This window comes from Allorhizobium sp. NPDC080224, from assembly GCF_050281005.1.
In the GTDB taxonomy this organism is placed as follows: Bacteria; Pseudomonadota; Alphaproteobacteria; order Rhizobiales; family Rhizobiaceae; genus Allorhizobium.
This window is the reverse complement of the sequence record NZ_JBNNWJ010000001.1, coordinates 3,209,043-3,222,537: the sequence shown is the minus strand read 5'-3', so window position 1 is coordinate 3,222,537 and position 13,495 is coordinate 3,209,043. Positions and strand designations below refer to the sequence as shown.

The 13,495-nt window shown below is 59.4% G+C and carries 10 protein-coding genes; 9 read left to right on the top strand and 1 reads right to left on the bottom strand.

What is annotated here, in order from left to right:
* The first annotated feature begins 2 nt into the window (after positions 1 to 2).
* Genes ACQKP1_RS15845 through ACQKP1_RS15820 form a run of 6 tightly spaced genes read left to right on the top strand, consistent with a single transcriptional unit; the run spans position 3 to position 11,003 of the window.
* A complete protein-coding gene (locus tag ACQKP1_RS15845) occupies positions 3 to 668 on the top strand; it encodes a hypothetical protein (RefSeq protein ID WP_427275985.1) in 666 nt (221 codons plus the stop codon).
* A complete protein-coding gene (locus ACQKP1_RS15840; protein ID WP_427275984.1) occupies positions 668 to 3,340 on the top strand; it encodes a hypothetical protein in 2,673 nt (890 codons plus the stop codon). The genes ACQKP1_RS15845 and ACQKP1_RS15840 overlap by 1 nt, the downstream gene beginning before the upstream one ends.
* Positions 3,333 to 3,698, top strand: coding sequence for a hypothetical protein (locus ACQKP1_RS15835; RefSeq protein WP_427275983.1), 366 nt, complete (start codon positions 3,333 to 3,335; stop codon positions 3,696 to 3,698). The genes ACQKP1_RS15840 and ACQKP1_RS15835 overlap by 8 nt, the downstream gene beginning before the upstream one ends.
* A complete protein-coding gene (locus tag ACQKP1_RS15830) occupies positions 3,686 to 4,213 on the top strand; it encodes a hypothetical protein (RefSeq protein ID WP_427276467.1) in 528 nt (175 codons plus the stop codon). The genes ACQKP1_RS15835 and ACQKP1_RS15830 overlap by 13 nt, the downstream gene beginning before the upstream one ends.
* Before the next feature lie 8 nt (positions 4,214 to 4,221).
* Positions 4,222 to 6,855 carry a hypothetical protein gene (locus ACQKP1_RS15825; RefSeq protein ID WP_427275982.1) on the top strand — a complete coding sequence of 878 codons (2,634 nt, stop codon included), beginning with the start codon at positions 4,222 to 4,224 and terminating at the stop codon, positions 6,853 to 6,855.
* On the top strand, positions 6,855 to 11,003 hold the full coding sequence (locus ACQKP1_RS15820; protein ID WP_427275981.1) for a hypothetical protein: 4,149 nt from the start codon (positions 6,855 to 6,857) through the stop codon (positions 11,001 to 11,003). The genes ACQKP1_RS15825 and ACQKP1_RS15820 overlap by 1 nt, the downstream gene beginning before the upstream one ends.
* On the opposite strand, the gene ACQKP1_RS15815 is transcribed toward ACQKP1_RS15820, so the two are convergent.
* On the bottom strand, positions 10,997 to 11,266 hold the full coding sequence (locus ACQKP1_RS15815) for a hypothetical protein (RefSeq protein WP_427275980.1): 270 nt from the start codon (positions 11,264 to 11,266) through the stop codon (positions 10,997 to 10,999). The two genes, ACQKP1_RS15820 and ACQKP1_RS15815, sit on opposite strands and share 7 nt — an antisense overlap.
* A gap of 90 nt (positions 11,267 to 11,356) precedes the next feature.
* Here ACQKP1_RS15815 and ACQKP1_RS15810 point away from each other — a divergent pair, with 90 nt between their 5' ends.
* The 3 genes from ACQKP1_RS15810 to ACQKP1_RS15800 are packed head-to-tail and all read left to right on the top strand — an operon-like array spanning position 11,357 to position 13,451.
* Complete coding sequence (locus ACQKP1_RS15810; protein WP_427275979.1) at positions 11,357 to 12,667, top strand: hypothetical protein; 1,311 nt, start codon at positions 11,357 to 11,359, stop codon at positions 12,665 to 12,667.
* A complete protein-coding gene (locus ACQKP1_RS15805) occupies positions 12,664 to 13,137 on the top strand; it encodes a hypothetical protein (protein ID WP_427275978.1) in 474 nt (157 codons plus the stop codon). The genes ACQKP1_RS15810 and ACQKP1_RS15805 overlap by 4 nt, the downstream gene beginning before the upstream one ends.
* A gap of 17 nt (positions 13,138 to 13,154) precedes the next feature.
* On the top strand, positions 13,155 to 13,451 hold the full coding sequence (locus ACQKP1_RS15800) for a hypothetical protein (RefSeq protein ID WP_427275977.1): 297 nt from the start codon (positions 13,155 to 13,157) through the stop codon (positions 13,449 to 13,451).
* Positions 13,452 to 13,495 lie beyond the last annotated feature (44 nt).

Sequence of the window (13,495 nt, the reverse complement as noted above, 5' to 3'; positions counted from 1 at the left end):
CGATGGCGACAAAGCTGCAAATCTGGAAGCAAGCGCTGGTCCACTTGGAAAAGGCGACCATTTCCACACTGACCGACGACGTCGAGGCTGTGAACGTCTTCACGAATGCCTGGGCTGGGTCTGTGGAAGAGGCGTTCAACTCCGGCGACTGGAATTTTGCGAAAGCATCTGTGGCTTTGTCCGCCAATGACGCGCTGACGCCTTCGATCGGTTGGAACTATGCGTTCAGCTACCCTGGAACGTGGCTGCGAACCGTGGCTATCAATGACCGGGCCGACTTCTCGACGCGCTTCTACGACTATGCGGACGAGGGCGGGCAACTGAGTGCCAACACTCCCACGCTTTATCTGCGCTACATCAGCTCGACCAATATGGTGGATGCCAATATCTCGACCTGGCCGACGATGTTCTGGCGCTATGTGGCGCTCCTCCTGGCCTATGACACCTGCGGCAAGCTGACGTCTGGCGACACGCTGGAAGAGAAGATCCGCCGCCGGCTTGAGATTGCCCGCAACAAGGCCAAGAGCATCGACGCGCGCAACGAGAACAACAAGGTTTTGGGCACGGGCTCCTGGCTGGCTGCGCGCCACGGAACCGGCACGGGTCGCGGACGCAATGGCGGAACGCTTGTCGGTGGCGAAATCACGTTCTCTGAAGGTGACGTCTAATGCCTCGGGTATCGGCTCCTCTTTATTCGCTCAACGGTGGCGAGGTAGGCGAAGAGGCTCTGTCTCGGCTCGATCTGGAGCGCCTGCAGTTCGCGGCAGCACTAGCTTCCAATACGCTGCCGCGCGTTTCTGGCGCTCTGACGCTGCGGCCAGGGCTTGAGCACATCTCTGATATCGACCTCGGGAATACGATGCCGCTGGAATACTCGTTTTCTGGCGGTGACGGCTCCGTCTTGGTGCCGGTTTTGTCGAATGGCGAAATGCGGATCATGCGGGACAACGCCTTTGTCTCGCGTGTCTCGGTTTCAACATCGATCACCAACGGCGCTTTCTCCTCTTTCACCGGCTGGACTGATGCGAGTGGTGGCGGCGCTAGTGCAACGGTTTCCGGCGGAAATCTGGTCCTGACGGGCACCACGCAGGCGCGCGCAGAAGCTCGCCAGACTTTCTCGGTCTCCGGGGGTGATCAAGGAAAAGAACACGGTCTGAGGGTGGTCGTCACTCGCGGTCCGGTTCTTGTCCGTATCGGCTCAAGTAGCGGCGGCGAGGATGTGCTTTCGCAGCAGATCCTTGACGATGGGGTTCACTCGCTCGCCTTCACGCCTACTACGTCCAGCGTCTTCCTGCAGCTAATTGCTGACGTGCCTCGGCAGGTTCTGATTGATAGTTGCCAGATAGAGGGCGCGGGCATTGTCATCTTACCAACGCCCTGGACCTCTGCAGATCTGCCCGAGCTCATCAGGTACAAACAGAATATCGACGTCATCTATGTGGCTTCTCGCGTCTACCAGCAGCGGCAGATCATGCGCCGATCGAACACAAGCTGGAGCGTTCAGCGCTACAAGGTGGACGACGGCCCCTTTATCACTTCGGACGGCACTGTTGCGCTCACCAACAGTGTCTACACTGGCAACGGTTCCCTGACCGCAAGCCGGGCGTATTTCACAGCCGGCATGGTGGGACGCCTCTTCCGTATTGTGCAGAGCGGGCAATCAGTCCAGGAAATCTTCACATCGGCTCCGGCTCAGGGTGCCTTCATCCGTATCGCAGGCGTTGGTGCGGATCGCTGGTTCAGCGTCTCAGTGACGGGCTCATTCACGGCGTCCGTTTCATTGCAGGTGGCGCTTGATAGCGGCGGCTCTCCGGGGTCGTGGTCTACTGTGGCGACCTACACCAATACGACTACCAGTTTTGTCTACCAGGACACGGACAACAACGTCGTCAAATACTTCCGGTTTGTCTGCACCTCGTTCACGAACGGATCTGTAACCGCGACACTCGCCTACGCTGGTGGAAGTGCAACTGGGGTTGCAAGGGTTACCGGCTTTAACAGCGCCACCTCGGTCAGCATTGAGGTTCTGTCGCGCTTCTATAACCTGACGTCCTCCTTCGAATGGGACTATTCAACGTGGTCCGATCATGACGGCTGGCCCTGGGCGGTCGAGACGTTCGGCGGGAGGCTCTATTGGGCCAAGGGTGACTTCATCCATGGTTCAGTGCCGGATGCATACAAGAGCTTTGACAACGAAGTGGAAGGCGATAGCGCGCCGATCTATCGCTCGGTCGGGTCTGGCACGGATCGCGGCATTTTGTGGCTTCTCGGGCTTCAGCGCCTGATCGCAGGGACGGATGGTTCTGAAGTATCCGTGAAGTCATCAAGCTTTGACGAGCCGTTGACTGCTGCGAGCTGGTTCCCGGTGGAAGGTTCCACGCAAGGCGGGTATGACCTTCGCGCGGTCAAGTGCGACAAGGACGGGATATTCGTTCAGGCAAGCGGCACGGCTGTTTTCTCTCTGTCCCCCGATGCTGGGACGCTTGATTACGGCGCGATGGATCTCACGCAGATGCACGAACGCATTTGCGACGGGTCGCCAGTGGTCAGCATTGCGGTGCAACGCCGCCCTGACAGTGTGGTGTGGTTCATCCTGGAGAATGGCGAAGCGCGCGCGCTGACCTATCGCCCTGTTGAAAAGGTCATCGCTTGGTCTCGGGTCCTGACCGACGGACAATTCAAGCAGGTCATTGCCTGCCGTGGCGCGGGTCAGGATAACGTCTACTTCGCCGTGGTCCGCAATGGGACACAGCGGATTGAACGCCTGGCGGATCTCAAGGACTGTCGGGGCGGTGCGCTCAACTGCCTGGCTGACGGCTTCTCTCGCTTCACGGCGACCAGTGGTCAGACGGCATTTTCCGTTCCTCACCTCGACGGGCTAGATGTCGTCGTTTGGGCCAACGGCGTGGCGCTGCATGATCAGGATAACCTTTATACGGTGACTAGCGGTCAAGTCGTTCTGCCGGCGCAAAGCCTCGGCAACCGCGTTGTCATTGGCCTGCCGTATGTCGGGCGCTGGAAGTCCACGAAGCTGGCATATGGGGCGGCGAACGGGACGGCTCTTTTCAAGAAAAAGCGCGTTTCGCAGCTCGGCCTTTATCTGATCAACACGATGCTAGACGGCTTGCGCGTCGGTCGGGACTTTGATGAGTTGCGGCGCCTGACGACGACGAAGGACGACAAAGCCATCCCGGCAAACACGCTCTGGGAGAGCTTTGACGCGGACATGATGAGCGTTTCCAGCGACTGGAACACTGACAGCCGTTTGTGCCTCGAGGCCCGTGCGCCGTATCCCTTCACTGCTGCCTCTCTTGTCATGGATGTGCAGACGAATGGCTGAGATCCGAAGCGCCGATGACGAAGATTTCGCCCGATTTTACGGCGGTGTTCAAGTTACGTCTGATTGGGTCGGTAAAGGCCTTTGGAAGCGCAGGAAGCTCGCCGCGTTCGGTTGCCTGATCGATATGGGCGACGGGGTCTGGCACGGCTTCCTTGACCTTCCTGTGGGTGTTCGGCGTCCATCGCTCTACCGGCATATCCTCGGCGCACTTTCCGAAGCCAAGAGCAAGGGCGCCCTTACCATCAAGGCGGCATGCCAGACGGATATCCCGCGCGCCAAAGAACTGATGGAACGGCTGGGCTTTGAGCCGACAGACGAGGAATTCCAAGGAATGAGGGTTTGGGTATGCCGCAATTAGCACCGGTACTGACCGCAGTTAGCGCCATCGCGACCGTGGGCGGAACTATACTTTCCGTCGCCGGGGCGATGGAGCAGGGCCGCGAGGAAAAAGCGCGCTTCGAATATCAGAAAAAGGTGAATGAGCAGCAGGCGGACGAAGCGCAAGCTGCAAGCCAGCGCGAGGCCATTGCACGCAACCGGGAAGGCCGGTTGCTCATGTCGCAGCAGCGGGCGGCGCTTGCCGGATCGGGTGGCAATCTGACTGACCCGTCCGTGATCGATCTGATGGACGACACCAAAGAGCAGGTGACGCTTGCCAGCCAAACAGACCTTTACAAGGGTGAGCAGCAGGCGAGGGGCTACAACGACGCGGCCAAGGTTGCGGGGTACGACGCAGGCGCAGCCATGCGTAAAGCCCGGCTGAATGCCATGTCCAACCTTTTCAGTGGCGTGTCCTCAATGTTTGACCGCTTCGGCCAGTCTTCCATGAAGCCGAAAGCCGGCGGGTCTTCCGTCGCTATGCCTTACGGGTGATCTGATAGATGGTGACCATCCCAACTTCCCGCGATGTCGGTTTCTCTAACCCGCGCTCTGGTCGGGTCGCGCCGTCTGGTCCCACGCCGATGGTGGGGCAGGCGATGCAGGGGCTTGGCCAATCGATCGTACAGGCCGGCTACAGCCTCCAGGCGCTTCAGGAACGCGAACAGAAGGACTTGATGAATAGTCGGTCCAACGACGTTTCAACCGCGCTCACGCGCTTCCAGGCGGAAGAGGAGCAGCGTTTTCTCAAAGCTCGAGAAGAAAGCAGCGAAAGCGGGATCGGCTTCACGCGGCAATTCATGGAAGGCTATCAGCAGCGTGCGAACGACTTCGCGAAGCAGAACTTCCAGGGGCTGTCTCCCGACGCCCAGACCAACTACCTCAACAATATTCTGTCGCGCGGTAACTCGCTGTTCGAAAAGGCCAACGCCTACGAGACGCAGGCGAAGACGAACTATTACGACCGCACGACAAACGGGAACTTGGATACATACCGGACGCAGATCAAAAGCAACGCTGCGAACTTCGATGATCTGAAGCGACAGGGGCTGGAAGCCATCAACTCGGCTGACATGCCGGAACCGTGGAAGGCAGAGCGCCGCCAACAGTGGGAAGCGGACGCAGCCGAAAGCAAATGGCAGTGGAAATATCAGCAAGACCCGCAAACGGCTATTCGCGATATCAAAGGCGTGAAGGTCGACGCGACGGGCCTGTCCTCGGCAATCCAGCAGACCGCGCAGCAGCTCGGGATTGATCCGCTCGACCTCGCCACGGTCATGTCATACGAAACCGGCGGCACGTTTGACCCATGGATCAAGGGGCCAACGACCAAATGGGGCACGCATCGCGGCCTTATCCAGTGGGGTGAACCTCAAGCCGCAAAGTATGGCGTGACGCAGGACATGCCGATTGAGCAGCAAGTCGCAGCGGCTGGCCGCTACCTGCTTGATGCTGGTGTCAAACCGGGTATGGGCCTGATCGATATCTATTCGGCAGTGAACGCCGGGGCTCCTGGCCGTTATGACCGATCGGACCACAAGGCCGGCGGCGCGCCGGGCACTGTGGCTGACAAGGTCATGTTTCAGATGGAAGGCCACAAGAAGAAAGCGGCGGCTCTTCTTGGGGGCTCCTATACTCCGGCGCCCGGCGATCCTGACCTAGACGCCATCCCGTTCGAACGACGGGAACAGCTCGCGGCCTGGGGCGAAACTCAGTACAGCCAACAGGTCACCCGCGAACGAGCCGCAACCAAGGACAATTACAGTCTCCTGATCGCCACGCAGCCGGAACAGGTGAAGGAAAGCGTTATCCTTGCCGATCCGGTGCTAGACAATGGCGAGAAAGCCGAACTGGTCAAATCGCTCCGATCGGCGGTCAAAGACAGTTCTGCCGTCAATGCCATGCTTGGGGCTATGGGCGCGGGCAATGTCTCGGTTAATCCATTTGATCCTGAGCAGGCGAAGGTTGCCGATGGGGCTTACAAGCGGCTGTCAGATGGTGCGCAGTCGGATGACGAGCGCGAAGCTCTGACGCGTGATTTCGTGGGGCGGACTGGCTATGTTCCGAAGCGGGTTCAGCAGGATCTCCGCAACGGCGCGATGTCAAACGATGCCAGCACGCTCGCTGCAACCATGGAAAGCGGTCTGGCGCTAGAGCGGGCGGCGCCTGGCGCTTTCCGTGCCTTTGAAGGCTCCGAGGCCGTGCGCAATCGCATGGACCTTTACCGGGCTTACACCCGCGATATGGGTTATTCGCCAGAAGAGGCGGCGGGCAAGCTGGTGAAAGCCAATGACCCGGAATATGCAGCGCGTCGCGAAACCCTTCTGAAGAGCGAAACCGTCAAGGAAGAGCTTAAGAAAATCGACGCCTCGACCATTTCGGCAAGCTTCGACACAAGCCCGCTCGGACTTGGTCGCAATCCGAAGCTTGGGCCGACGCCTGCGGCTGAAGCTGTCATGGTGTCGGAATATCGGGCGCTCTATCAAGAGGGCTTGGTTGACGCTGATGGCGATACCGTGGCGGCGAAGAAGTTCGCGGACGCTCGCTTCCAGCGCTCCTATGGCGTCTCGTCCTTCTCTTCCATGGGCCGAAACGTCGTGGTCAAGAACCCGCCGGAGAAGGCCTATCATCCGGGGCCTGATGGAACCCATGAGTACATTCGCACGCAGGCAAGCGAGGCGCTGCAGTCGGTCGGAATTCAGGCCGATGAAGTTTACTTGCAGCCCGACCTTGAGACTGAACGAGATATCCGCGCCGGCCGTCCTGCCTCCTATCAGGTCTTTTATTTGAAAGACGGCCAGATCGAGCGGCTTAACGGTCAGTTTGTGGCCGATCCTGCAGAAGCCAAGGTGAAGGCCGAAGCAGAGAACGCGGCGGCGTTGGCCGGCTCTGAAGCCCGCATGATCGACAATCGCTCCCAAGCTATCCAGGAAGGGCAGGCGGTTGACAATGCGCTGGCTGAGACTGTCGGGCCTGACTGGATGAAAGCGCGGGCGGCTGAAACTGCCGTTGACCAGATCCAGCAGCGACGCACGATGGAAGAACGCGGGGCGGCGAGGTCAAATCCCGGGCCAATTGGCGGCATGACCACGGAACAGCAGATTAACGACATGATCAATTCGGGGATTGCCAACTGATGCCATTGATCAATTATCAGCCCGGCGTTGGCATCCCTGCTGTCTCGGACTATGACGCTCCAGATCCGTCTTTTCTGGAAACGCTCGGCGCTGCTTTCCGGCAGGACAATATCATCGGATCGGCTGCAACGCTGGTCCGAAACAATATGGACGCGGGCAACGTCTCGGCGGTTGATCCGTCGTACAATGTCTACGATGACGCGGACATGGCCGATTATCTGCGCGAAAATCCGGCCCTCGGGGAAACTATCTTCAGCAAGCCGGCGGCGGATGCCAAGCGCGCACAGATCGACCAGGAGCGCAAGGACAAACAAACGCTAGAGGCAAGCGGCTGGACGGGCGTTGGGCTCTCGATGGTTGCCAGTGTGGCCGATCCTACTGTCTTGCTCCCTGGGGGCGCTCTGGCCCGTTCTGGCCGTGTCGGCTATTCGGTTGCTCGATCCGCTGCCGCTGTCGGTGTTGCTGCCGGTGCCGGTGCTGCGGTCCAGGAAGCGGCTTTGCAGGCCACACAAGAGACGAGAACGGCGGGGGAAACCGCTATGGCCGTGGGTGGCTCTGTCATCCTTGGCGGCATCATTGGCGGCGCTGCCTCTCGCCTGTTCTCGGGTGCCGAATGGTCGCGCGTGTCAAAGCAGCTTGAAGCCGATTTGGCCGATGATGTTCCGGACCCGACCGAAGTCACGCGAACGATTGTCCAGCGTATGCAATCGGCGGGCGCTGCTGCCTCGGATGATATCGATATGTCGGATCTGGGCATTGGCGGACCTCGGGCGGCTGATCTGGTCGCGCGGGCAACCGCTGCAGCTCGGATCAATCCCGGCGTCCAGACCATGCTTTCCCCCTCGGTGAAGGTGCGGGAAACCTACGGGCGCCTTGTCGATAACCCGATTTACACGACCATGAACATGGAAGGCCGCTCGCTCGGGGCCGACGTTGAAAACTCGGTCAAGCTCTACGAGCGCGGCGCCGTGGCCAAGTGGCTGCGGTCCTCGTCGGATCTCTACCGGAAAGCCCGGAAAGAGGGGTTCACCGGCTCGCGTGCTGAGTTCAATAAGGCGGTGGCCTATGCCGGGCGACGCGGTGACACGGATGTAAACGGCAACCAGTATGTGACGCAGGCGGCACAAGAGGCGCGCGCCGTGGTGTTTGATCCGCTCTTGGCCCGCGCGAAAGAGCTGGAGCTACTGCCGGAAGACGTGAAGACCACAACGGCTGCAAGCTATGTCACGCGCTTGTGGAACCGCCAAAGGCTGATTGGGGAGGAAGAGCGCTTCCGCCGGATCGCTCGCGACTACTTCGCCAAAGAGCTAGACCGTGCCGTCATCCGTCAGGAAGAAATCCAGGTCGGCAACAAGATTATCAGCGCCAACGTCGTTGACGACAAGTTGACGCGGGCAATGGACAGACTGTCGAACCTGGAAGAGCGCATGGCAAAGCGCACGCGGACCCGTGGCGCCATCCTGGGACGCGTCAAGGGTCTTGAGGCTCGCCGGTTCGATGTTCTCAAGGAACGGGCTCCCAAGCCTGTTCTTGAGGCGCTGCGTGAAGGTTCGGAGAATGACAATCTCGTCCGGTTTGTGCGTGAAGCTCGATCGGCTGAAAGGATCAAGGGCGCGAAAACTCCGGTGCTGTCTTTCCTGCGCAAGCGTGGCGGCGTGCGGATCGGCTCGCCGCTGGCCGGTGAATTGAACGCTATGGGCATTCAGCCGCAAAGCTTCCCTGGCCTGTTCAAGAAGGGTGGCGGGCGGGGCGCGGTTGACAACATCGTCCGCGAAGACTTCGACCTGTTCGACACGCTGCCGGTCGATGATAACGGCTATGTGGACCAGGGCGCCATTCTCGACGCCATCCGGGCCGAGGTTGCGGGAACCCCGCTTCGCTCCGGCGCCGATGAAGGCGCTATGGCAAACGCTGAAGCCATGGGCGAAAACGCTGCCGTCTGGCTGAAGTCTCTAGGCCTGAACGAAAACGCGACCATCAAGGAAATCCGGGAGTTTTTGGCTAACTCGCTGAAGGCTGAAAAGGTCTTGGACGAAACGGACGCGCAAATTGCCAAGCTCAATCAAGAGCTGGAAGAGTTCGACAAGGTCACGGACGCAATCACGAACGAACGGATCATCTCCGACGCTGAGACACGCAAGCTCGCTGCAGAACTGCGCGCGTTGGAAGACGAGATAAACGCCTCGGATGGGCTGACCAATGCTTCGCCTGCTGTCTCGCGAATGGTCGATTATGCCAAGGCTCGTCGGGACTTCGGCAAGGCTCGATATGATCAGGTGACCGCAAACAAGCGTTATGAAAAGCTCCGTCAGGTGGACAGTGAAGGGCGGTTGACGCCTGAGCTGGAAGCCGAAATGAACCGGCTTGATATCGAGATGCGGGAGATTGGCGCGCGGGTAAACAAGGCGCGGGCTAAATCCGAAAAGCTCAAGCCGATGCTGCCGAAGCAAAAGCAGGAAATCCCGGACTTTGTCAGCCCGGAAGACCGCGCGGACTATATCGAAGAAATCGTTACGTCTGTGTTCAACAATCTGACCGGTCGCGGCGTGGGTGATGTCCCTGAATGGCTTGTCCCTGTCACTCGTGGCCCGCTCAAAGACCGCGTCTTCAACATTGCTGACGACCAGGTGGAAGACTTCCTAGAAAATGACATGGAACTGGTCTTGCGGCGCTATGCCCGGACAATGGGCGCTGAAGTCGAGCTAGCCCAAAAGTTCGGGCGGGCCGATATGCGCGACCAGCTCGAAGAAATCACCGCTGAATATGACGCGCTGCGCAAGGCCGCGAAAACCCCGGAAGAGCGCTTGAAGCTGGATGCTGCCGAAAAGCGGGACATGACGAACCTGAAGGCATTCCGGGACATGATCCGGGGAACCTATCGGGCTTCCGACGAGGGCACCAGCTGGAGCAAGATTACGCGCACGGCTTTGACCTTCAACTATGTGCGCCTTATGGGCGGCGTTCTCCTGACGAGCATCACCGATACCGCCAACATTATCGGCAAGCATGGCGTGCGCGCCGCGATGCGTGAGGGCTTGCCGGCGCTGGTCAAAGGCACAAAGGCTGCGAAGCTCTCCAGACAGGAAGCCCAAGACCTGGGCGTTGTCGTTGACCGCGTGCTGCAGTCACGCCTTGCCACGCTCTCCGAGCTGCAGGACCCTTACCGCATGGGCTCGCCCTATGAGCGCTTCCTCTCCAATGCCTCTAACCTGTTTTCAAAGGCCACGGGCCTGGCTCTGTGGAATGACACGCTGCGCACTGTCTCGGCGGTCATGACGCAAAACCGGATCTTGAGGAACATCACCGAAGCGACGCGCGGGAACGCGATCGATTTCGCCAAGCTCGACAAATACGAGCGGGCCTATATGGGCTTCCTCGGCGTTGACGAGCAAATGGCGGCGCGGATCTCGTCACAGTTCCAGCGGTACGGCATTGATGACGGCGGCATCAAGGGCGCCAACTCTTCGCGGTGGGATGACGACGTCGCGCGGCGTGCCTGGGCGGCTGCTCTGAACAAGGATGTTGACCGCACCATCATCGTCAAGGGCGTCGCTGATAACCCGCTCTGGATGAAGACCAACACGGGCAAGTTGATTGCACAGTTCAAGAGCTTCGCGCTCGCCACGCATCAACGCATCTTGATTGCCGGGCTCCAGGAGCGACCGCACCGACTGCTCGAGGCGACGGCATGGGCTACCGGAATGGGTATGCTCATCAGTTACCTGAAGTATGCTGAACGCGGCGACATGGAAGAGGCAAACAAGCTGCTGGAAAATCCGGGCTTGTGGGTCGCCAACGGGCTCGATCGGTCGGGCATCCTGGCTATCCCGTTCGAAATCTCCAACACGCTGGAAAAATGGGGCTCGCCTGTTGGGATAACCAAGGGCATTTCGGTGCTCGCGGGTGATGGGGACCAAAGCGGCGGTGCCTCTCGCTATGCCAGCCGTAACAAGCTAGGCGCCATCCTTGGTCCGACTGCCGGTATGTTTGAGGATCTGGTTGAAATCGCCCGGCAGATGGGAACGGGCGACCTGAAGGAAAGCGGCGCAAATGCCATCATCCGGCAGGTTCCGGGGGGGACCCTCCCAGGCTTCCGCTCGGCGCTGCAAATCGGGGTTAAACCGGCCTTTGCAGATGCAGTTCAGTAAGTCTCTGAAGCGGCTTTGAGTTGGTCTACGTCGTCACGCAATTCGCGAACTTTGCGTTCCAGTTCATCAATGTACCGCTGTTGGCTCAGCATCTGTGAGGCCATGGCCGAGCGGGCTTCCTCCTGCTCGCTCACGACACACTCAACGTAGTACTGAAGCACCTCCACTCTCGCCTCCAGATCGCTGAGAGGCAAATAGTTACACGCCAGCGCGGGCGTGGAAGTCAGGCTTACGGCTACAGCGGCTGCAAAGACTGCGCGCATTCGATCTCTCCACATCATCTGACATCACGAAAGCACAGGGCTCGCCCCAAGACAAGGCAACGTCTTGGGGTTGTCCGCGAGGGACCGCACATGGCAACTGAATTTGATGACGGCGAACATTGGGGCTTCTTCCTTACCGGGCAGAAGCTCACCAGCGAGACAGGCAAATATGTGCGCATGTCGTCGCTGGTTCTGGCGGCTCTCCGATCGGCTGGTGTCTTCTCGACGATGGAAGACGGAACAGCGGCGCCAGCAACCGATAAGCTCTGGCTGGACAAGAACACAGACCCGCCAACGCTGAAGGAATGGGACGCAACAGGCGCCTCTTGGGTTCCCCTAACCTATGGCCGGCTGTTCGGGCGCGCTGCAATTGATAAGCTTACGGTGACCGGTGGAACGGAGAACGCCGTTGTCACATCGGCGCCTTCTGGCTTCCAGGCAAGCCGTTTGTATCTAATAACCCCGATAGCTACCAACACAGCTGCAACGACAATACAGGTGTCCGGTGTCGGCACGTTTGGTGTGAAATATGGGAGCGGGGCAGACATTGATGCCGGCGAGTTCACTGCAGCCCGCCAGGCGGTTCTCTACTTCACCGGCACGAGGTTTGAGGTCGTCTTTCCGGTTGGCGACCTGAACGCAGCTGTTACAGAGGCGCAGGGGTATGCCTCGGCAGCTTCCGGATCTGCGACGGCTGCTAACACCTTCGCAGGGGCTGCGGCACAGTCCGCGGCAGAGGCGGAGCAGGCAGCAGTAGGCGAGCTGGTAACGAGGAGTGCCAATTACACAGCCGTTGCGGGCGATATCAATACGCACATCCGGTTTACCGGGGCCTACACGCTTGCGCTCACGGCAGCCGCAACGCTCGGCGCAAATTGGAAGTGCTTCGTTCAGGCAGACGGCGGCGATGTCGTCATTGATCCGAACGGTTCAGAGACCATCAATGGCAGCTCGACACTGACCGTCCCCAACGGGACGTATGTAATTCTCTGGTGCAACGGCACGACCTTCTATGCGGCAGGGATTGCAAACGGCTCTCTTACAAATGCGAAGCTCGCCAACATGGCGCAAGGCACGGTTAAGGGGCGGGCATCTGGTGCGGGAACAGGATCCCCAACGGACCTATCTGCATCCGAACTGTTCACGATCATTAGCTCGCTGGTCACGCCAAAACCGCAGACGACGTCAGGCGTCGGCCAGGTTGTTGCGTGGGCGACCCCTACGAGCGGCGGATATAGTGCGCCCAGCAGCGGCAGTTGGCTGGTTATATGGTCAGGTTACGTCGCATCTAACGCAACATGGGCGGCGGGCATCAATGCGACAATCGTAGCGGGTGGTGCAGTGGTGCAGGGCGGACAAAGCGGGGTCGTCTTCACCGGCATTTCTTGGAGGATCGCATGATTACTCTTCAATACCGCAGGGCAGATGGGACGTTTGTCGCTTTGGTGGACGGCCTGCCGTATCACGTTGCGGAAGGAGACGCATTGCTGGGCATAGCGCAGGAAATTGCAGACGAATTAGGCGACAATCTGCAATTTGAGCCGGCGCCACCGGAACCGGAAGATCCAGGCCCTGTCGAGGTCGAACCGGTCCGCGTTGCTTGCGCGCTTCGCATCCCCATCATTGATGGCGAGGTACAGCAGATCGGCGGCGCCTTTCGCGTCATGGCAATGGTGCTGATGAATGAAGGCACGTTCCTCGCCATCTTCAGCCAAGACCTCGGCGCTGAGCCATATGTGATCCCGAACAATGGTGTCTGTGTCGACATCACTGATTGGGGCGGCGATTACGCCATGCTGGAAGTTCGCGACCATGCCGGAGGGTCGCTTATCACGCCCGCTTCTTTCGGCTTTTCCCTATATCAAATCTGAGGTCTGGAGATATGACCATGAGCCATCTCGTGCTTGAACGTACAGTCAACGGCAATGCATCCATTGAAAAGCTCACCTGCGTTCCTGGAACTGAGGGCGCGGTTGCCTTTCAGCGCCTCAAGAATGAAGTCGGCGGCGCTCCGGGGAAGCCGGTCTGGTGCTGGAACTCGACACCTCCCGGCCAGCCGATCGCGGTTGACTTCACCGGGGCAATCATCTGCGGCGCGACCGCTGCACAGACACAGGCGTTGATCAATGCCTTCAAGGCAAACCCGACCGTCGCACCGGAAGATGTGCTGACCTACGCCGAGTAAGCCCCTCCCGGCGGCGAGGTATAGCCGCCACACCAATCACAAGG

Excerpts from the sequence above, each read along its gene's own strand:
- ACQKP1_RS15845 (WP_427275985.1), top strand. The coding sequence starts at position 3 with ATGGCGACAAAGCTGCAAATCTGGAAGCAAGCGCTGGTCCACTTGGAA.
- ACQKP1_RS15840 (WP_427275984.1), top strand. The coding sequence starts at position 668 with ATGCCTCGGGTATCGGCTCCTCTTTATTCGCTCAACGGTGGCGAGGTA.
- ACQKP1_RS15835 (WP_427275983.1), top strand. The coding sequence starts at position 3,333 with ATGGCTGAGATCCGAAGCGCCGATGACGAAGATTTCGCCCGATTTTAC.
- ACQKP1_RS15830 (WP_427276467.1), top strand. The coding sequence starts at position 3,686 with ATGCCGCAATTAGCACCGGTACTGACCGCAGTTAGCGCCATCGCGACC.
- ACQKP1_RS15825 (WP_427275982.1), top strand. The coding sequence starts at position 4,222 with ATGGTGACCATCCCAACTTCCCGCGATGTCGGTTTCTCTAACCCGCGC.
- ACQKP1_RS15820 (WP_427275981.1), top strand. The coding sequence starts at position 6,855 with ATGCCATTGATCAATTATCAGCCCGGCGTTGGCATCCCTGCTGTCTCG.
- ACQKP1_RS15815 (WP_427275980.1), bottom strand. The coding sequence starts at position 11,266 with ATGCGCGCAGTCTTTGCAGCCGCTGTAGCCGTAAGCCTGACTTCCACG.
- ACQKP1_RS15810 (WP_427275979.1), top strand. The coding sequence starts at position 11,357 with ATGGCAACTGAATTTGATGACGGCGAACATTGGGGCTTCTTCCTTACC.
- ACQKP1_RS15805 (WP_427275978.1), top strand. The coding sequence starts at position 12,664 with ATGATTACTCTTCAATACCGCAGGGCAGATGGGACGTTTGTCGCTTTG.
- ACQKP1_RS15800 (WP_427275977.1), top strand. The coding sequence starts at position 13,155 with ATGAGCCATCTCGTGCTTGAACGTACAGTCAACGGCAATGCATCCATT.